This is a genomic window from Streptomyces sp. NPDC002004 (assembly GCF_053593975.1).
This window is the reverse complement of the sequence record NZ_JBSFDP010000010.1, coordinates 99,742-119,477: the sequence shown is the minus strand read 5'-3', so window position 1 is coordinate 119,477 and position 19,736 is coordinate 99,742. Positions and strand designations below refer to the sequence as shown.

Annotated in this window: 13 protein-coding genes and 1 tRNA gene; 5 read left to right on the top strand and 9 right to left on the bottom strand. The window is 71.3% G+C overall.

Annotation, left to right across the window (positions count from 1 at the left end):
- Nucleotides 1-60 precede the first annotated feature (60 nt).
- Both ACWCP6_RS17815 and ACWCP6_RS17810 read left to right on the top strand, forming a co-directional pair.
- The gene (locus tag ACWCP6_RS17815) at nt 61-1,266 is read left to right on the top strand and encodes a DNA polymerase III subunit delta' (protein ID WP_450933388.1); all 1,206 of its coding nucleotides are present in this window, start codon (nt 61-63) and stop codon (nt 1,264-1,266) included.
- A 180-nt stretch (nt 1,267-1,446) separates the two neighbouring features.
- Entirely contained in the window at nt 1,447-3,006 is a 1,560-nt protein-coding gene (locus tag ACWCP6_RS17810; protein WP_450933387.1) for an alpha/beta fold hydrolase, read from the top strand.
- Nucleotides 3,007-3,131: 125 nt separating this feature from the next.
- On the opposite strand, the gene ACWCP6_RS17805 is transcribed toward ACWCP6_RS17810, so the two are convergent.
- The 8 genes from ACWCP6_RS17805 to ACWCP6_RS17770 form a co-directional block, all read right to left on the bottom strand.
- Nucleotides 3,132-3,950 (bottom strand): pyridoxamine 5'-phosphate oxidase family protein, encoded by an 819-nt coding sequence (locus ACWCP6_RS17805; protein WP_450933386.1) that lies wholly within the window; start codon nt 3,948-3,950, stop codon nt 3,132-3,134.
- Nucleotides 3,947-5,263, bottom strand: a complete 1,317-nt coding sequence (locus tag ACWCP6_RS17800; protein WP_450933385.1) for an MFS transporter — start codon at nt 5,261-5,263, stop codon at nt 3,947-3,949. The genes ACWCP6_RS17805 and ACWCP6_RS17800 overlap by 4 nt, the downstream gene beginning before the upstream one ends.
- The gene (locus tag ACWCP6_RS17795) at nt 5,260-6,075 is read right to left on the bottom strand and encodes a thioesterase domain-containing protein (RefSeq protein WP_450933384.1); all 816 of its coding nucleotides are present in this window, start codon (nt 6,073-6,075) and stop codon (nt 5,260-5,262) included. Before ACWCP6_RS17795 ends, ACWCP6_RS17800 begins: the two co-directional genes overlap by 4 nt.
- 123 nt (nt 6,076-6,198) lie before the next feature.
- Nucleotides 6,199-9,375, bottom strand: coding sequence for a non-ribosomal peptide synthetase (locus ACWCP6_RS17790; protein ID WP_450933383.1), 3,177 nt, complete (start codon nt 9,373-9,375; stop codon nt 6,199-6,201).
- 2 nt (nt 9,376-9,377) lie between these two features.
- Nucleotides 9,378-10,523, bottom strand: coding sequence for an aminotransferase class I/II-fold pyridoxal phosphate-dependent enzyme (locus ACWCP6_RS17785; protein WP_450933382.1), 1,146 nt, complete (start codon nt 10,521-10,523; stop codon nt 9,378-9,380).
- Nucleotides 10,520-11,422: a diaminopimelate epimerase gene (gene dapF, locus ACWCP6_RS17780; protein ID WP_450933381.1), complete on the bottom strand. Its 903-nt coding sequence runs from the start codon at nt 11,420-11,422 to the stop codon at nt 10,520-10,522. Before dapF ends, ACWCP6_RS17785 begins: the two co-directional genes overlap by 4 nt.
- 78 nt (nt 11,423-11,500) lie before the next feature.
- On the bottom strand, nt 11,501-12,187 hold the full coding sequence (locus ACWCP6_RS17775) for a 2OG-Fe dioxygenase family protein (protein ID WP_450933380.1): 687 nt from the start codon (nt 12,185-12,187) through the stop codon (nt 11,501-11,503).
- Between the two features lie 33 nt (nt 12,188-12,220).
- A complete protein-coding gene (locus ACWCP6_RS17770; protein ID WP_450933379.1) occupies nt 12,221-13,264 on the bottom strand; it encodes an iron-containing redox enzyme family protein in 1,044 nt (347 codons plus the stop codon).
- Between the two features lie 1,154 nt (nt 13,265-14,418).
- On the opposite strand from ACWCP6_RS17770, the gene ACWCP6_RS17765 reads away from it, so the two are divergent.
- Entirely contained in the window at nt 14,419-14,574 is a 156-nt protein-coding gene (locus ACWCP6_RS17765; protein ID WP_450933378.1) for a hypothetical protein, read from the top strand.
- 16 nt (nt 14,575-14,590) lie between these two features.
- On the opposite strand, the gene ACWCP6_RS17760 is transcribed toward ACWCP6_RS17765, so the two are convergent.
- A tRNA-Thr gene (locus tag ACWCP6_RS17760) sits at nt 14,591-14,664 on the bottom strand.
- 463 nt (nt 14,665-15,127) lie between these two features.
- Here ACWCP6_RS17760 and ACWCP6_RS17755 point away from each other — a divergent pair.
- On the top strand, nt 15,128-16,030 hold the full coding sequence (locus tag ACWCP6_RS17755) for a glycosyltransferase family 2 protein (RefSeq protein ID WP_450933377.1): 903 nt from the start codon (nt 15,128-15,130) through the stop codon (nt 16,028-16,030).
- A gap of 288 nt (nt 16,031-16,318) precedes the next feature.
- Nucleotides 16,319-19,567 (top strand): BTAD domain-containing putative transcriptional regulator, encoded by a 3,249-nt coding sequence (locus ACWCP6_RS17750; protein ID WP_450933376.1) that lies wholly within the window; start codon nt 16,319-16,321, stop codon nt 19,565-19,567.
- Nucleotides 19,568-19,736: the final 169 nt, after the last annotated feature.

Genomic DNA, 19,736 nt, shown 5'->3' with positions numbered 1-19,736 from the left:
GGTGCCGCCCCTCACAATGGACTCGGCAAGGCGAAGCACGACGAGAAGGCGGCGACCCACGTGACCGTATGGGACGACCTCGTAGGCCAGGACCGGGTGAGCACCCAGCTGGACGCCGCCGCGCGCGACGCCGATGCCCTGGTGACCGCGCAGGCCGCCGGCGAGCCGCGTCCCGACGCGTCGAGGATGACCCATGCGTGGCTGTTCACGGGCCCCCCGGGCTCGGGCCGCTCGACCGCCGCGCGGGCCTTTGCCGCCGCCCTCCAGTGCACCAGCCCCGACCGGGCGCTGGGCGGTGCCCCGGGCTGCGGATTCTGCGACGGCTGCCACACCACGCTGGTCGGCACGCACGCGGACGTGGAGATCGTCCGTACGGACCTGCTCTCCATCGGCGTCAAGGAGACCCGTGACCTGGTCCGCCGCGCCCAGCTCTCCCCGGCCGGCGGCCGCTGGCAGGTCATCGTCCTGGAGGACGCCGACCGCCTCACGGAGGGCGCGGGGAACGTCCTGCTGAAGGCCGTCGAGGAGCCCGCGCCCCGCACGGTGTGGCTGTTGTGCGCTCCGTCCCTGGAGGACGTGCTGCCCACGATCCGCTCCCGCTGCCGCCACCTCACGCTGCGTACCCCGCCCGTCGATGCCGTCGCCGACGTGCTCGTACGCCGCGACGGCATCGAACCGGCCGTCGCCGCGGCCGTCGCCCGCGCCACGCAGGGCCACATCGGCCGCGCCCGCCGGCTGGCCACGGACGAGCGGGCGCGCGAGCGCCGCGCCGCCGTCCTGAAGCTGCCGCTGCGCGTCGACGACATCGGCGGCTGCCTGAAGGCGGCCCAGGAGCTGGTCGACGCGGCCGCCGAGGACGCCAAGCAGGTCGCCGAGGAGACCGACGCCAAGGAGACCGAGGAGCTGAAGGCCGCCCTCGGCGCCGCGCAGGGCGGACGGATGCCGCGCGGTACGGCCGGCGTGATGAAGGAGCTGGAGGACCGGCAGAAGCGCCGCAGGACCCGTACCCAGCGCGACAGCCTGGACCTGGCCCTCGTCGACCTCACCGGCTTCTACCGTGACGTGCTGGCCATCCAGCTCGGTTCGCAGGCGGCCCTGGCCAATGTCGAGGTGCAGGACGCGCTGGACCGCCTGGCACGCGGGACGACCCCCGAGTCGACCCTGCGCCGTATCGAGGCGATCGCCGCGTGCCGGGACGCCCTGGACCGCAATGTGGCGCCGCTGCTCGCGGTGGAGGCCATGGCGGTCGCGCTGCGCGCGGGCTGAGCGGGAGCACTCGGTCGCGCTGCGCGCGGGCCGGGAGAGGTGCATGTCCGGGCCGGGGCATGCGCTCGGTCGCGCGTCGCGTGGTGCGAGGGGACACTCGGAGCATCCTCGGAATCGCTCTTACGGGCAGCAGCAGCCACGGAACGTCACCGAGGTGTCGCGTACAGTTAGGCTCGCCTGATGAGAACCAGTCGCCGCGGCCTTCGCCGCCTCAGCGTCGCCCTGGCCGCCGCCGGGCTGATCGTTTCCGGGTGCTCGACGGGGGCCGGGAGCTCCACGGCCGAGGCCGCGATGGCGGCGTTGCCGAAGGCCACGCCCACGGCACTGAACCCCTACTACACGCAGCGGCTGAACTGGCATGCGTGCGGGGTTCCCGGCTTCGAGTGCGCCACGATGAAGGCACCGCTGGACTACGCGAACCCGTCGGCCGGCGACATCAAACTGGCGGTGTCCCGCAAGAAGGCCACCGGTCCCGGGAAACGCCTCGGTTCGCTGCTGGTCAACCCGGGAGGCCCGGGCGGTTCCGCGATCGGATATCTCCAGTCGTACGCGGCCCTCGGCTATCCCGCCCAGGTGCGCGCCCGCTACGACATGGTGGCCGTCGACCCGCGCGGCGTCGCCCGCAGCGAGCCCGTCGAATGCCTCGACGGGAAGCGTATGGACCAGTTCACCGAGACCGACTTCACCCCGGACGACCGGCAGGAGACCAACCGGCTGGTGACGCAGCTCAAGGACTTCGCCAAGGGCTGCGAGACCAAGTCGCGCACGGCGCTCCCGCACATCTCCACGGTCGAGGCGGCCCGGGACATGGACATCCTGCGGGCCCTGCTGGGCGACCAGAAGCTGAACTACGTCGGCGCCTCCTACGGCACCTTCCTCGGTGCGACGTACGCCGGTCTCTACCCGCAGCGCGTCGGCAGGTTCGTCCTCGACGGTGCGATGGACCCGCGACTGGACGCCCGCACGATGAACCTCGAACAGACCGCCGGATTCGAGACGGCGTTCGACTCCTTCGTGAAGGACTGCGTGAAGAACGCCGACTGTCCCCTCGGGGGCCCCGGTACCACTCCGGCGGCGGCCGGCAACAAGCTGAGGGAGTTCTTCCGGAAGGCCGACCGCAGCCCCGTCCCCACAGGTGCACGGGACGGCCGCAAGCTCGACGAGTCGCTCGCCACCACGGGCGTGATCGCGGCGCTGTACGACGAGGGGGCCTGGCCGCAGCTGCGGGGCGCGCTCACCGCGGCGATGAAGCACAACGACGGAGCGGGCCTGCTGGCTCTCTCCGACAGCTACTACGAGCGGGAGAGCGACGGCCGCTACGCGAACCTGATGTTCGCCAACGCCGCCGTGAACTGCCTCGACCTGCCGCCCGCCTTCACCTCTCCGGACCAGGTCCGCAAGGCCCTGCCCGACTTCGAGAAGGCGTCGCCCGTCTTCGGCGAGAGCCTGGCCTGGGAGTCGCTCAACTGCGCGTACTGGCCCGTCCGTCCCACCGGCGAGCCCCATCGCATCGAGGCGAAGGGCGCGGGTCCCATCGTCGTCGTCGGCACCACCCGCGATCCGGCCACCCCTTACCGCTGGGCCCAGTCCCTCGCCTCCCAGCTCTCCTCGGGAACGCTTCTCACCTACGTCGGCGACGGCCACACCGCCTACGGCCGCGGCAGCGACTGCATCGACACGGCGATCAACCGCTACCTCATCGACGGCACGCCGCCACCGGCCGGGAAGCGCTGCACCTGAACTGCGCGAGCCCTGCCGCCCGAGGTCGCGGCCGGGCCACCGCTGCGGGCGTGGGCGCGCGCCGTGCCGGCGGAGCTGCCGTGGTGGGGTTCGGCGGGCCGCTGTTCGCCACCACCGACGGTGGCTCAGCTCTCCACGGCTTCGGTCAGGGTGAACCGGACCGTGCGGTCGGTGCCGGTGAACTCGGTGCGAGCGGTGCCGGTGAGCTGAAGCGTCCTCCCGTGCGCCCAGTCGAGGAAGAGCAGACCGGCGCCGGGGTTGAGCGCGAGGTTTCCCAGCGTCATGAACATGGCGTTGCCCTGGTAGTCCGGCCAGCTCAGCTCGGTCGGGGACATGACCCGGACGAAGCCGGGCTCGCCGCCCCGGTGACTGGCATCCGCGGCTCCGGTGTCCGAGGCGCTGGAGATGAAGAACGTGTCGGCACCCGCGATCCACGCCTGCTGGGCGGGGGACAGCGCCGCCCCGGAGCCGCCGCCCTGCCGCGGTGCGCCCGGGGGCGGGGCCGGGCTCTCCCGCTTGCGCAGCTGCCCGGGGCAGTTGGTGAAGACCTGGTCGGCGTCGACGGCGAACCCTCGCGCGGTGGGCCGGGCCATGCCGTTGATCCGCAGCCTCAGCCGATTGCGGACGTCGGCGAAGAGCGTCCCCACTGGGAACGGCCCGGCCGCGAAGGTCCGCGCGAGGGGATCGCCCGCCTTCCAGTGCCGGGCGAGGGAGAGCGTGTGCGGGCCGGTGGCCCGGGCCAGGCCGGGCGGGCCGGTCAGGAGCGAGGCCCACATGCGGCCCTCCGGGTCGCAGGCACCGACCACCGCCATCCGCTGCATCCCGAGGAATGCGGCGATCACCTCGCTGATGCCGTCCCGGATCGTCCTGGCCGCGCGATCGGCCCGCTCCCTCTCCTCGGCCCGTGCCTGTACCTCGCGTTCACCTCGGTGGTAGGGGCTCATTCCGCGGTGTCTTCGGGCGGCTGCGGCATGCTGCGCAGCTTGCCGACGGGCGACAGGATGATCGGGATCAGCATCGCGGCAGAGAGCAGACCCGCTATCCACAGGGCCCCGTGCAGGCCCGTCATTCCCGCGAGCAGACCGCCGACCGGGCCACCCAGCGCGCCGCCTCCGTACAGCAGCATGCGCATCGCGGCCGTCATGCGGCCCATCAGCTTCTGCGGCGTGATGGTCTGACGCAGGCTCACGATGATGACGTTCGAGACGCTGCTGCCGAAGTACTCCAGGAAGAACGAGGCCACGAACAGGCCCACCAGCAGCCACCGGGGTCCGCCCGCCGCAGCGACGAGCAGCGGCCCGAGGAAGATGATCGAGACCGAGACCCGGTAGGCCGTGCCCACGGTCAGCCGGCGCACCACCATGCCGGAGACCAGCGCGCCCAGCAGGCCCCCCACCGCGGCCGCACTCATGACGAAGCCGACCGTGGCCGCGGACAGGTCCCTGTCCCGCACCGCGTACAGCAGGAACAGCGACTGCACCATGGTGAGGAAGAAGTTGCAGGAGCAGCCGACGAGCGCGATCGAGCGCAACCAGCGGTTGCCGAAGACCCAGCGCAGGCCCTCGGCCAGCTCGGTGCGCAGCTGCCGTTTGGTTTCGGGCGCGGGCGGGGCCGGCTCGGGTGCCCTGATGATCAGCAGGGACAGCACCGACACGACGTACGAGACGGAGTTGGCGGCCATCGCGAAGGGTGCCGAGAAGGCGCTCACCAGTGTGCCCGCGATACCGGGCCCCGCGACGTCGGCGGACGACAGCGTCGCGTTGAGCTTGGTGTTGGCCTCGAGCAGACTCCGCCGGTCCTTCACCAGCACCGGGACGTACGACATCCAGCTGACGTCGAAGAGCACTGCGGCCACCCCGACCCCGAGCGCCAGCGCGTACAGCAGCGGCAGGGTCAGCAGATCGAAGTGGTACAGCAGGGGCACCAGGCCGATGAGGACCATGCGGACCAGGTTGGCCCCCAGCATCACCGGCCGCTTGCGCACCCGGTCCACCCACACACCGAAGACGAGGGCGAGAGCGAGGAACGGCACCAGCTGGGCGAATCGCAGCAGGCCCAGCTGCTCGGGACCCACTTCGAAGACCAGCACCGCGGTGAGCGGCAGTGCGAGGTTGGTGATCTGGGTGCCGTACAGGGAGAGTGCCTCGCCCGCCCAGAACACCAGGAAGTCCCGGTTGTGCCAGAGGCTGGGTGGGGGGCTTTCCGCCTCGGCCACGGTCGCGGTGGCTGTTTCGGTGCCCCTGCTGTTCCCGCTCACGATGAAGTTCCCCCACGCAGTGCCTGGTTGACGATGCGGCCGATGGCGGTGAGCCCGGAGTCCCGCCAGATGGAGTGGTGGTCGCCGGGCACGGTGTACTCGGTCAGCCGGCTCAGGAAGGGCTGCCAGTTCAGCAGACTCCGGTCCGACTCCGAGGCCTTGATCAGGATCGCGGGACCGTCGTGGGACGGTTCGACGGAGTGCCTCCACAGGGCCGAGACATGCGTCCGGAACAGGGCGTAACGCTCCAGCAGGAATTCCGCGTCGAACTCCTCGGGAACGGCGCCGGAGTCCTCGACCGCCGCGAACCGCTCCTCCGGCCCGGCCTCCGGCCGCAGCCGCGACAGGGCCTTGTCGATCCCGGGCGCCTGGCCGCCCGTGACCCCGAGGAAGTCGTGCAGGAAGAAGCGCACCATGACGTCCTCGGCCGGGAGCGGCGCGGGCCGGGGCACCGCCGCGTCGACGATGACGAGCAGCGGCACCTCCTCTCCCGCCGCAGCGAGCAGCCGCGCCATCTCATAGGCGACGACGCCGCCGAGCGACCAGCCGAGCAGCTGGTAGGGGCCGTGCGGGCGGTCGGCCCTGAGGGTGGCCGTGTGCAGCTCGGCCAGCTCCCGGATCGAACCGGCCGGCTCGGAGATGCCGTCGAAACCCGGCGCCTCGAAGCCGAACACCGGCTGTTCCGGCCCGAGTTCGCCCGCGAGCCCCGTGTAGCAGTACGGCGAGCCGGAGACCGGATGGACGCAGTACAGAGGCAGTCCGCCGCCAGTCGCCCCGAGGGGGACCAGGCTGTCCAGGGGGGATTCGGTCACTGAGCCCGGTCTCCGTTCGCGCTCGGTCCACCGGTTCCGCTCCATGGCGCGGCAGAAGAGCCTGCCGCGGATGCGCTGCCGACGGTCCCGGCCTCCTGGGCCGGGACCGTCCCTCGCAGAGCCTCAAGCACGGGCACCGGAAGCCTTCTCCAGCAGGTTGTCGATGGCCGCGGCGATCGCGCCGACGGTCGCGCCGCCGTAGAGCATACGGACGTTGATCTTGACTTTGAAGTGCTTGTTCAGCCGACTCACCACCCGCATCGCCTGAAGCGAATTGCCGCCGACGGCAAAGAAGTTGCTGGCCGAGCCGACCCGGGACAGGGACAGGACGGTCCCGATGACCTCGGCCACCTTCTCCTCGGTCGGGGTGGCGGGCGGGACATAGCCGTCCGCGTCACCGTCCACGCTGGTCACCGGAGCGGGGAGCGCGGCCCGGTTGATCTTGCGCGCCGGAGTCAGCGGGAACTCCGGCAGCTCCACCCAGGCCGTCGGCACCATGTACTCGGGCATGGTGCGGCCCAGGTGCTCACGGAGTTCGGCCACGGTCGGCGACTCGTCGCCGAGCACGGTGTAGTAGCCGACGAGCTGCTTCTCCCCGCCGTCCTCGCGCAGCAGCACCAGGGCCATCCGCACCTTGGGGTGAGTCAGCAGCCCGGACTCGATCTCGCCGAGCTCGATCCGCAGCCCGCGCAGCTTCACCTGGTTGTCCAGCCGGCCGATGAAGTCGATCTGCAGATCAGGGGTCCAGCGCACCAGGTCCCCCGTGCGGTAGACCCGGCCCTCGCCCAGGAAGGGGTCGGGGATGAACTTCTCGTCGGTCAGCTCCGGCAGGTTGAGGTAGCCGCGGGACAGTCCGTCGTCACCGCCGATCAGCAGCTCGCCGGGAACGCCGACCGGCACCAGGTTGAGCTCCTTGTCGACCACATAGTGCAGACGGCTGAACTCGGGCCGCCCGATGGGCGGGGACGACTGCCATTCCTTGTGCTCACACAGGTACTCGGTGGTCGCCACCGACGCCTCGGTCGGTCCGTAGAGGTTCACGAACTTCCGGCCCGGCAGGTTCCACTTGTTGACCAGCTCGGCCGGCAGCGCCTCCGCACCGCCCATGATGTACTTCAGATCCGGGTACGGCCCCGCCTCGACCACGGAGAGGATCGCGGGCGACAGACCGGCGTACGTGACCCGCTGCTCACGCATCAGTGCGGCCAGGGCCTCGGGGGACGAAGCGTCCTCCGGCGCCACCAGCACCATGGCCGAGCCGCTGATCAGACCGGCGAAGATCTCGCCCTGCGACATGTCGAAGGTCAGGGCCGGCAGCTGGAGGAGCCGGTCCTCGTGGGTCCACTCGCCGAAGGTCCGCCGGTAGGCCTCGATGAACATGCGCAGACCGCGCTGCTCGATCATCACGCCCTTGGGACGCCCGGTCGACCCCGAGGTGTAGAGGACGTAGACCAGCGAGGTGGGGTTCGCCCACTCCTCCAGCGGCTCGTCGTCCGGTTCCGCCTCGATGGTGTCCCACTCGGAGTCGATCCGGATGCTCTCCCAGCCGCTCGAGTCGGGCAGGTCCTTCACCGATGCCGCCCGGGTGATGACCAGGGGCGCCCCGGTGTCCCGCAGCATGTGGTCGAGGCGGGCGTTGGGGTGCGAGGGGTCGATGATCGTGTAGGCGGCGCCGGACACCATGACGCCCAGAATCGCCACCAACGCGTCCAGGTCGCGGTCCATCGCAATGGCCACCACCTGCTCCTGCTGCACACCGCGGGAGCGGATGTACCGGGCGAGCTTGCCGGCGCGGCGCATCAGCTCGCCGTACGTCAGCTCCACACCGCGGCAGACCGCCGCGACCAGGTCGGGGTGCTCCTCGGCGATCCGTGCGATGGTGGCGTGCACCGGCTCGGTCGGATAGTCGAAGTCGGCACCGCGGCCCACCTCGAGCAGCTCGCGGCGTTCCTCATCGGACAGCAGCGGCAGCTCGGAGACCGGGGTGCCGGGGGCGGCGGCAGCCGCGGCGAGCACCGTCTGGAAGTGCTGGACCAGGGCCTCGATCCGCCAGCGGTCGTAGAGATCCGTGGCGTACTCGACGATCAGCCGCAGCCGTTCCGCACCCTCCACAAAGCTGAAGGACAGATCGAACCGGGAGCGGGTGCCGGCCACCGGAATCGACTCGACCGTCAGCCCCTCCAGGTCGAGAGCGTCGCCGGTGGTCGTCTCGCCCAGCAGCTGGCAGGCGATCTGGAACAGCGGATTGCGACCCGCGTCCCTGGCCGGCTGCACCCGGTCGACGACATGGTCGAACGGCACGCTCTGGTTGTCGTACATGTCGAGGTTGGCGTCGGCGATGCGCTCGAGCAGCTCGGCGAAGGTGACGCCGCCGGACAGGTCGGAACGCAGCACCGTCATGTTGATGAACAGGCCTATGACGTCCTCGAGCTCGGGCTCCGTCCGGCCGAGCATCGGCACGCCGAGGGGGATGTCGTCCTGTCCGCTGTACCGGCTGAGCACCACGTTCAGTGCGGCGGCGACCACCATGTACAGCGAGACGCCCTGCTCCTGCGCCATGGCGCGGGCCTGTTCGAGCAGTTCGGCGGGGAAGTTGACGACGAAGGTCTCGCCGTTCTGAGTGGGCTCCGCCGGGCGCACCCGGTCGGCCGGCAGCTCCAGCGCCTCGAGGCCGGCCAGCCGCTCCTCCCAGAAGTCCAGCTCGGTGTCCCAGACGCCGTCGGCCCGCTGCTCCCGCTGCTGCCGGATGTGGTCGGCGTAGGTCGCCGACAGCTCCTGGAGCGAGGGCTCCCGGCCGTTGGTCAGATCACGGTAGGCCTGGGAGATCTCGCGGCTGACCACGCCGCCGGACCATCCGTCGGTGACGATGTGGTGGAAGCTCAGACAGAGCACATGCTCGTCGGTGGCCAGCCGGAACAGCCGGAACCGGAAGATCGGCCCAGCGGCCAGGTCGAAGGGGATGTCGGCTTCGGCCTGGAGCTCCTTGGCCAGGGCGCTCTCCCGGTCCTCGGGACTCTGGTCGGAGAAGTCCGTGACCGTGAGCGGCCGGTGCTCCGCCGGCGCGGCGACCTGGTAGGGGACGCCGTCCGCCGCGTGGAAGGTCACCCGCAGCTGCTCATGGCGCTCGGCGAGCAGATTCACGGCGCCTTCGAGGGCCGGGACGTCCAACGTGCCCTGCAGTCGGTAGGCGTTGGTGACGTTGTAGGTGGTCTCCCCGGGGTTCATCTGGTCCAGAAACCACAACTGCTCCTGTCCGAAGGACAGTTGCATGCGCGACTCGGGGGCGTCCGAGGTGCTCATCGTCACAAGACTCCGTTCGGCTGTTCGCGGGGGTGTTCCATGAGGGCTGTACGTGCAGAAGGGGCTGAGGGGGAGGAGGGTCTGAGCACACGCTCCACGCGGCGCAGCCCCTCGGCCACGTCCTCGGGATCACGCGCGAAGCAGATCCGGAAGCCGTCGGAGGCTCCCAGCGTTTCGCCGGGCATGAGCAGGACGCCGAGGTCCAGCGCTCTGCGGCACATCGCCAGCGGCTCCTCCCCGGTGGTGAGCCAGAGCCAGGCGAAGGGGGTGCCCTGGGGCTCCACGAGCGTCACCGCGTCGGCGTTGCGCTCGGCGAAGTCCCGGACGAGCGCCAGCCCTTGGCCGGTGATCTCGTGGTAGGCGCGCAGATGGCGTCCCCGATGGGCCAGAACATCGCCGGCGAGCGTCTCGCACAGCACCGAATTGGCGATGGTGGAAAGGAACTTGCGCTTCGCGCACGCCTCGATCACCGCCGCGGGGCCGTACAGCCAGCCGACCCGCAGCCCCGGGAACCCGTACACCTTCGACAGGCTCGACACCGATATCACCCGGTCGTTGCCGACGGCGGGTGAGTTCGCGAGATCGAGTGCGTACTCCTCGTCGAGCAGGAGATACGCACCCGTACGGGATGCCAGCGCCAGCAGGCCGCGCAGATCGGCCTCCGCGATGTGGCGGCCGGTCGGGTTGCAGGGAGTGTTGGCCACGATCAGCTTCAGACCGGGCCCGGCCGACGCCTCGGCCGCCTCGACGTCGAAGCTCAGATCGGGGCGGTACCCGACGAGTTCGACCCGGCAGCCCAGCTCGGTGGGCACGTCCCAGGACTGCTGCCAGCCGGGCCGGAAGACGATCACCTGGGAGCCCGGGTCCAGCAGGGTGGCGTAGACGAGGTAGAGCGCCTGCTGCGCGCCCTGGGTGATGAGGACCGAGTCGGCCGTGCCGCCGTAGAGTCCGGCCACCTGGTCGCGCAGTGTGCGGATGCCGCGGTCGTGCCCGTAGTCGAGTTCCAGGCCGGGGGACACGGAGAGCTGGTCCAGACGCCCCGGGCGCATGTTGCTGTCACCGAGGTCGATGTCGAAGCGCCCCGCGGCGTCCTCGAACACCCACTGCTGCATCGGATAGTCGCGTATCCGTTCCAGAGGGATGGTCATCGGGCGACCTCCGACATCCGGCCGAGGCGGGTGCGCAGCGGAGGCGCGAAGGATCCGACGGCCACCTGCTCGGCATCCCCGGTCATGGTGATGTCTCCGTCCGCCCCGATGGTGATGTCCACGCTTCCGCCGGGCATCCGGACCTCGACGCGGTCGTCGCAGATCCCCAGTTCACGCGCGGCGGACGCGGCCGCACAGGCGCTGCTGCCGGATGCCGCCACGTATCCGGCGCCGCGCTCGAAGATCTCGATCTCCATCACGTCCCGGGCGATCATGCGCATGAACTGCACATTGGTGCGTTCGGGAAAGCGGGGATGGCGGGCGATCAGGGGGCCGAGCCGCTGGGCGAGCTCCGGGGACGGGCTGTCCACGGGAACGACGGTGTGCGGGTTGCCGTTGTGGACACAGGTGACCGTCAGCACCTCGCCGTCCACGGACAACGGCACGCCGACGGCCCGGCCGGCGAGCGGGGTCCCGTCCTCGTTCAGCAGCGGCAGGGCGGCCGCGTCGAAGCCGGGGCGGCCCATGCCGACCTGCACACGCCCGGCGGCGGGGTTGAGGATCCGCACGGGGCAGTCACCCGCGGCCGTCCGGAGCATGAACTCCGTGCCGTCCGCCCAGGCGCCCGACTCCCGGTCGGCGAGATGGAGAGCGAACATCCGCAGACCGTTGCCGCTCCTCTCGCAGACGGAGCCGTCGGAGTTGTACAGCTCGAGCGGCACCGGTACGCCGGGGCGGGGCTGCTCCAGCGGCCCGTACAGCACGCCGTCCGCCCCGATGCCGAAGTGCCGGTCGCAGACCAGACGGATGGCCTCGGGGGACACGGTGAAGTCGCAGTGGCGGGGGTCGATCACCAAGTAGTCATTGCCCGCGGCCTGATACTTGAAGAAGTCGATCATGATTGGTCTCTGTCCCGTGGCGGAAGCAGGGCCGTTCCCGGCGTCGTTCACCCGCGGAACGACCCTGCGTCTCGGTCCTTACTTGTTGGCGAGCGCCGCGGCGTCGTGCTCGTCGCCGTACCACTTCTCCGCCCAGCGGGAGAACGCGATGATCACGATGTCCCGGTGGCCCGGGCCGCCGTCCGCGGAGAGCACGTCGGTGACGTCATGGGCCAGCGCCCGGTCGTCCAGCAGAACCGCCTGGCCGGGCTCGAGGGTGTCGCTCCAGAAGGGCTCGTCGGCTCCCGGATTCCACAGGCGCGTGGTGCCGCCGCCCACGTTCACCTTGTTGAGGATCCCGATCATCACGAACTCGTGCCCGTCGTGGTGCACGCCCTCCGGGGTGAGCGGACCCGGCTTGTTGCCGTCGGCCCGGGTCCGGTTCTGGTGGACGTTGATCTGCCAGGCCTCGGACCTGTCGAGGCCGAGCTCGCGGACGCCGACCTCGATCAGCGGGGTGAAGTCCACCTCGATCGGCTCGTAGACACGGCGGATGCCGCCGCCGACCGAGTTGAACTTCTTGTACGTGGTGTAGTCACGGTGCGGGAGTCGCTCGAACGACCACCCGTCGCTGCCTTCCGGGGTGAGCCGGTACTGCGAGAAGCGTTTGAAGCGAGTGCCGTTGCCCATGTACTCGTCCACCGGGCAGTCGTCATAGCTGGACAGGATGTCCGGCGAGGCGTCCGGCAGGTCGATGACGGCGAACCCTTGGCTGCTGAGCGGCATGACTGTTCTCCTCCTGGTGTCGGGATGGCGGAATCAGGCGGCGGACGGCATCCGCTCGTCCAGGTACGCGGCCGAGGAGTTGAGCCGCCACAGGATGCCGCGCGCGATGGCGCGCCGCATGTGTGCCGACTCGGCGGCGGGCAGCACCACGTTGTGGAACCAGCCCTGGGCGTGCTGGGAGTCGATGGTGATGTGCAGCTTGTGGTAGGTGATCCCCACCTCGGGAAGGCCGAGCCGCTCCCATGCGTGCACGACCTGGACGAACCTGTCGGGTGCCATCCACTCGGTCATGCCGAGGAAGCCGACGGCCTCCGGGTACATGGAGCGGTAGCGGCTCAGCATCAGCGCGAGATTGCCGTTGAGCAGAGAGGTGGCGGTGAGCGAGCGCTCGAGCTCCTCCTCCGTGATCTCGAAAACCTCGTAGATCTTGTTGAAGAGCGTGGTGTGGACCTGGGCGTGGTCGCCGTTGCCCATCTCGTCCCAGAAGTTGGAGGCGATCTCCATCTTCGCCGCGCCCGCGGTGCCGACCTGCATCATGGCGAGCAGATCGTCGAAGCGGCCGTCCACCACCGACTCCTGCATCACGTAGTTCCGCAGGTCCTTCTCCGTGGCCTGCTCGCGGATGAACTCGTGGTAGTAGGGGTGCTTGTACACCCGGTGGTTGCGGGCCATCTGCTTGAGCCAGGACAGGTACGCCCGCGGTTCCGAGGGGGCCTCCTCGAGCAGACCCGGTTCGATCAACCGGTCCTGGGCCTCGGCGGTGGCGACCTCCAGCAGCCGGCCTATCTCGTGCACGGCGACGGACCCTTCGGCAGTCTCCTGCTGCGGGATCTTGGTGTGCAGGCGGTAGATACGGTCGAGGAGGTACTGCTGCGCGTACAGCGCCGCCGTGTCACCCTCGGCGGCGGCCCTGTTGATGCCGGCCACGTCGTCGAGGACAGCGGTGCGCTCGCTGCCCGACAGGGCGGCGTCGACCGTCTCGGGTGCTGAATCGAGCCACGCGGTGATCTTGTCCACGGTGGACAGGTACGGGGCAGTGGCTTCGGTGCCGGCCTCAGAACTCACAGTTTCGAACATGGTGTGTGCTTCCTCTTCGATTCCCTCGATGAATTTGCTTGCCGGGCTCCGGGATCTCCGGGTCGTTCCCGAAGAGCCGTGGAGTACGCTTGCCCGATTCGGCTCCGCCCCTCCGGATTGCGTGTCGGCGTACCGTGCGCAACTGGGCAGGGGGCGGACCTTTTCGGGGGCGACTGAGCCCGGAAGGTTTTCGAAGGGGGATCAAACTCTGCAGACATCGGACTCGCGCAGCAGAACGACTCTCCCCCTGTGCCGTTTCCACCTGATGACGCAGCAGCCCACTCCCGGATTCACGGCTCTACGGAGCCGATTCGGCACGACGGAATTCCAGGAAGGGATACACATCGGTCAAGGGACTGCTCGCGGCATGCGCACCCACCGGCACTGCACCGGGTCTTCCTCGATGAGGGGCTGTCGCATTCGGCGGGGTCCCAGAGACTGGACGACGCGTGTGGACCACCTCCCCTCTTCCGGTGCGGACGCGGCGACGGTTGGCTGTCGACGCCTGGCCGTGGAGCCGTTGGCCAGTGTGCATCGACCCGGCTGGGGAAGGTCTGCACGGTTTCTGGACGCGTACAGGAACGCACGCGTCCGGCCGGGCCGGGGCGCGTTCCGGGAGGGAGCGGAGCAGGACGCGCGGGGCCGGGGGAACGAGCGGCCGGAACGGGGATGAGGGCAGAGACCGGAAATCTCCGCCGGGTGAAGCGCGGATGCCCGGACGTCGCGACCCCTGGAAGCATCACCCCGGGAGCGGGACTTTGACGCGATGCTGTGACCACTCTTTCCCGGCCGCCCGCTGTTCATACAGGATTTTCCGCAAGGCAGGCATCTCTGGGTGAGGAACGTGCCTGTCCGGTCAGGGGAATCGATGTCGTTCCGTGCGTGTGCGGAGTGAACTTCCCCGGCAGCCGGCCGGGCGGACCGCATATGAGTCCCGCCGCACCGCCCGGCCGCAATGCATGCGGCCTGCACCCTGAAATGCGGGGCGTCCTGCACGGCCCCGGGAAAATGCGAGACGGAGGCGGCCGCGCATTTTCCGTGCGCGCCCGGCGAGCTGCATGCTGCGCGCCGAGACCGGCGAACTGCACGCCGCGCGCCGTGGCCGGTGAACTGCGCACTGCGCGCTGTACGGCTGGCCGGAGAAGGCGCGGGAGGTGGGTGAGCGCCGCAGCCGGCTGCTGATGCCGGTACGGCCGTCGTCGACGGGCCGGACGCGGCCGTGCGGGGAAGCGGTGCTGCCGCACGAGGGCGTGCGGCTGATCGAGGTGGGGCTCTCGGGCAAGGAAAAAGCCAGGTCAGACGAGGTCTGACCTGGCTTTTCGACCGAGCCGCCTTCGGGATTCGAACCCGAGACCTACGCATTACGAGTGCGTTGCTCTGGCCATCTGAGCTAAGGCGGCGTGCCGTGCTGACCATGGTGAGGTCCGCGGCGTCGCCAAGTCTACACAGTTTCCGAGGGTGCTCCGTCCACCCCCGGACGCGGGTGCCCCGAGGGGCGGGGCGGCCGGGGACGGCTCGGGGGAAACCCCAGGTCGGGGCGGATCCTCCGCGGTGTTTTCGAATCCGTGTGAGACGGGTCCCGGGTCCCTGCCGCATGCCCGCGGGGGGCGTGGGCCGCAGGGTGCCGGATGCGGGCCGCCGGTGTGAGCGGTTGGGAGAAGAGGGGGCCGCGGGGTACCTCGGGGCCGCGGGTTGAGGCGTCAGGACGATCATCCGTCCCGTCCAGGGCCTCGCGCGGCCACGTCCGTGTTCCGGGGGCCGCCGGGGACGGCCGGTATGACGACAGGACGTACGGCACACGGCTCCACGGTGAACGGCTACGATCGCCCGCACCCGTCGAACCGCCCGGGAGGGGCCGTGTCCGTGTCCGCACCGCATCTGGGTGTCGCCGTCATCACGATGGGCAATCGCCCGGCGGAGGTCGAGGCGCTCCTCGCGTCCGTTGCGAAGCAGGACGTACCGGCGCGCCGGATCGTCGTCGTGGGCAACGGATCCCCGCTGCCCGACTACGCGGCCCCGGAGTTCGGCTTCGGCGAGGACACCGACGTCACGGTCGTCGAGCTCGACGAGAACCTCGGCTGCCCCGGTGGCCGCAATGTCGCCCTGCGCAGGCTGCGCGAGTTCGGTGACGTGGACGTCGCCGTCGAACTCGACGACGACGGGCTGCTCGTGGCGGGCGACGTCTTCCGGCGGGTACGGGACCTGTTCGCGGCCGATCCGCGGCTCGGCATCGTCGGCTTCCGGATCGCCGACGAGACGGGGGAGACCCAGCGCCGCCACGTACCGCGGCTGCGCGCGTCCGATCCGATGCGGCGCGGATACGTGACCGCGTTCCTCGGCGGCGGGCACGCCTTCGCCCTGCCGATGCTGGAGCAGGTGGGGGACTGGCCCGCGGACTTCTTCTTCACGCACGAGGAGACCGATCTGGCCTGGCGGGCCCTCGATGCGGGCTGGAAGATCCTTTACGAACCGGAACTGCTGCTTCAGCACCCGAGGACATCGCCGGCCCGGCATGCCGTCTACCACCGGATGACCGCCCGGAACCGGGTGTGGCTGGCCCGGCGCCGCCTGCCGCTGCCCCTGATCCCCGTCTACCTGGGGGTGTGGACCGCGCTGACCCTCGTCCGTACGCGGGCGCTCGGCGGTCTGCGTGCCTGGTTCGGCGGATTCGTCGAGGGGGTGCGCCAACCGTGCGGCGAACGGCGCCCGATGCGATGGCGAACGGTGGCGCGCATGGCGCGGCTGGGCCGACCGCCGGTGATCTGAGGGTGGTTGCGCCGTCCGCGGCCCGGTGTGCCCGGCGGTACGCGGCCCGGCGCCCTGTTTTCGGACGGCCGAGAGCCCCGGTCGTTCACCTCCGCCGACCGGGGCTTTCGCATCCCGGATCCAGCCGCGGAGGCGACACTCCCCCGAGTTACGCGTTTCACGCGCGGCGCCGACGGGCCAGATCCGATGAACTGATCACATCAGGCCACGCCAACGGATCGCTAACATGTGGCCAACGGTCCAGCCGAGGTCTGGCCGGCGGCTGGAATGAAACGGTGAGGCGGCGGCATGCGGGGCGAGCTGCGGTTCGGGTTGATCGGGCCGCCCGTCGTGTTCGACGAGGCGGGGGAGCCCCGGCCGGTGGGCAGTGCGAAGGGCCGCGTACTGCTGGCCGCGCTGCTGCTCGAAGCGGGCCGGGTCGTGTCCGTCGACGCCCTCAAGGACGCCCTGTGGGGCGGCGCGCCCCCCGCGTCCGCCCACGCCTCCCTCCAGAACCACGTCACCCGGCTGCGGCGCCTCCTCGACGACCCGGAACGGCTGCGGGCCGTGCCGCCGGGCTACCGACTGCATGTCGGTGAGGGCGAATTGGACGTGCGCGTCTTCGAGGCGCGGGTCGCAGCGGCGCGGGCCGCGCACGCCGGGCGCGACTGGGCGCGGGCCGCCCAAGAGGCGGCGGACGCGCTCGCGCTGTGGCGCGGCACGCCGCTCAGCGGACTGCCCGCCGAGATCGGCGGGCACGCCCTCGCCCAGCGTCTCGACGAGGCGCGGCTCCTCGCGCTGGAATGGCGGTACGAGGCGGAGCTGCACCTCGGCAGCGGGGCCGAGATCGCGGGGATCGCCCCGGAACTCGCCGAACTGGTCGCGGAGTATCCGCTGCGGGAGGCCTTCCACCGCCAGCTGATGATGGTGCTGCACCAGGCCGGCCGCCAGGCCGAGGCGCTCGCGGTCCACCGCGAGCTGCGGCGCACCCTGATCGAGGAACTGGGCGTCGAGCCCGGCCCCGCGGTACGGGAGGCGCACCGGCTGATCCTGGCCGGGCCGGTGAGCGCCGGGTCCGCGCGTGGCGGCCCGTCCTCCGCGGCGCCCCGGGCCGACCGCTCCACCGTCCGGCGGCCCGCGGCGGCCGCCGGTTCGGCAGGCGCACCGGGGGCCGCGTACGAAGGCGCGTCCGGAACCGTTCCAGGCGGGACCTCGAGCGCCGCCGCCGCGTCGGGCCCCCACGGTTCCACGGCGCCCCAGGTGTCCGGGGCGTCCGGCGGTGCGCACCCCGGATCGGGCCGTGGCGCCCTCACCGCCCAGGCCGCCTCATCCGTCCTCAGAGGGGGTGATACCCCTGCCAAAGGGGCCAGTAGTCCCACTTCGCCCCGCCCTGCCCAACTTCCGCCCGCTCCGGCCCACTTCACAGGCCGCGCGTGCCTCGTCGCCGAGCTGCGCCGGGCCCTGGCCGCGCCCCGTGAGGACGGCTTCCGGGTCGCGGTGGTCAGCGGTATGGCGGGCGTCGGCAAGAGCGCGCTGGCCGTCCAGGTGGCACACGGGCTGCGCGACCGCTTCCCCGACGGACAGCTGTACGTCCATCTGCACGGTGCCACGCCCGGCGTGAAGCCGCTCAGCCCCCGGCAGGCGCTCGCCGCCCTGCTCCGGGACCTCGGCGCCGATCCGCGCCGCATCCCCGAACACCAGGACGCGGCCGCCGCATTGCTCCGCTCGCTCCTCGCCCCCACGCGCACCCTGATGGTCCTCGACGACGCCGCGAGCGCCGCCCAGGTGCGCCCCCTGCTGCCCGCCGGCACCGGATGCGCCGTCATCGTCACCAGCCGCTCTCCGCTGACCGCGCTGGACGGTGCCAACCGCTTCGCGCTCGGGCCGCTGTCGGCTGAGGACAGCGCCGCCCTGCTGCGCACCGTCTCGGGCCGGGACGGACTCGACGGCGCGCACCCCCTCGTCGACCTGGCGGGGCGGCTCCCGCTGGCGCTCCGTATCGTCGCCGCCCGGCTGGCCGCCCGGCGCGCACTCACCCCGGACGCGCTCGCCGACCTGCTGACCGCGACGGGGGGCCGGCTGCACCATCTGGAGTACGACGACCTGAGCGTGCGCCGCTCGCTGGCCGTCGCGCACGAGGCACTGCGCACTTCGGACCGTGAGACCGACCGGGACGCCGCCCGGGTCCTGCTCGGCATCGGCGCGCTGGACCTCCCGGCCTACGGGGTCCCGCTGCTCGCCCACCTCTCGCGCACCGACGAGCGCCGCGCCGAGGCCGCACTCGACCGCCTGGTCGACGTGGCCCTTCTGGAGGAGACCGCGTACGGCCGCTACGCCCCGCATGACCTCGTACGCGACTTCGCCCGCGAGGCCGCGTACGCGGCGGCCCGGGCGGCAGGTGACGGTGCGCGAGACGGGGAGGTCGACGGGGAGGCCGACGGCAGCACCGCGCAGGCAACTGCCGACACCGCCCTCCACTGGTACACCGAGTCCGCACGCCAGACCCTGCTCGCCCTGGAGCCCTCGGGCTGGGCCCGTGACGACCGGCTCCACGGATCGGCCGAGCCGCTGACCCCGGACGTCGCGGTTCCGGCGTTCCCCACCCCCGAGAACGCCCTGGCCTGGGCCGACCGCGAGCTGGCCAATGTCGTGGCCCTCGCCGCGCGGTACGCCCACACGTCGGCGCTCGTACCCAAGCTGGTGCGCTTCCTCTTCCCCTACCTCCAGCGCCGCGGCCGGCTCGCCGAGCTGGAGGTGCTCGGCCGCCAGGCGCTGGACGCGGCCCGGCGGCTCGGGGACGCCGAGGGCGAGGCGGTGGCACTCACGGACCTCGCGGGGCTGCACTTCATGAAGGGACAGGGCGACGAGGCGCTGGCCCTCAACGACGCGGGGCTCGCCCTGTGGCAGCAGCTCGGGATCACCTCGTGCATCCGCCGCGGCCTCAACCACCGCGGCCTGCTCCTCGAACGCCTCGGCCGGTACCCCGAGTCGGACGAGGCCCTGCAGCAGAGCCTCGCCCTGTCGCGGGAGCTCGGCGACACGCACGGCGAGGCGATCACCTTCAGTCACCTAGGCAACCTCTACGAGCACACCGACGCCCGCACCGCCATCGAGTACCACGAGCGCAGCCTCGCGCTCGGCGAGGAGATGGGCAGCGTCCTCATCCGGCAGACCGCCCGGTGCAACATCGGGTACGCACACCTCACCCTGGGCGAACCGGCCGCCGCCGCACGGCACTTCGAGGCGAGCCTGCGCATCATCCAGGAGGACCCCGACTGGCACGGGGAGTCCCAGTCCCGCCTCGGCCATGTACGCGCCCTGCGGGAGCTCGGGCGCTTCGAGCACGCCACCAGCGAGTGCGATCTGCTCCTGGACCTCGCCGCGCAGCGCGCCGACCGTTTCACGGAGGGCCTGGCCCGCCAGCAGAAGGGCCTGCTGCTGCATGTGCAGGGCCTCAAGGCGGAGGCGTACGAGGAGTGGCACTGCGCCCTGGACGCACTCGACGGCACCGACAGCCCGGAGATCGCCGTGCTGACGGGACTGTTGGCCGACCGCTGAGCCGCCGTTCCGGCGGGAATACCGGCGGACCGCCGTCCCGCCGTCCCGCCGTCCCGCGGGACCGTTGGCCGACCGCCGACCGCCGACCGCCGACCGCCGACCGCCGACCGCCGACCGCCGACCGCCGACCGCCGACCGCCGACCGCCGACCGCCGACCGCCGACCGCCG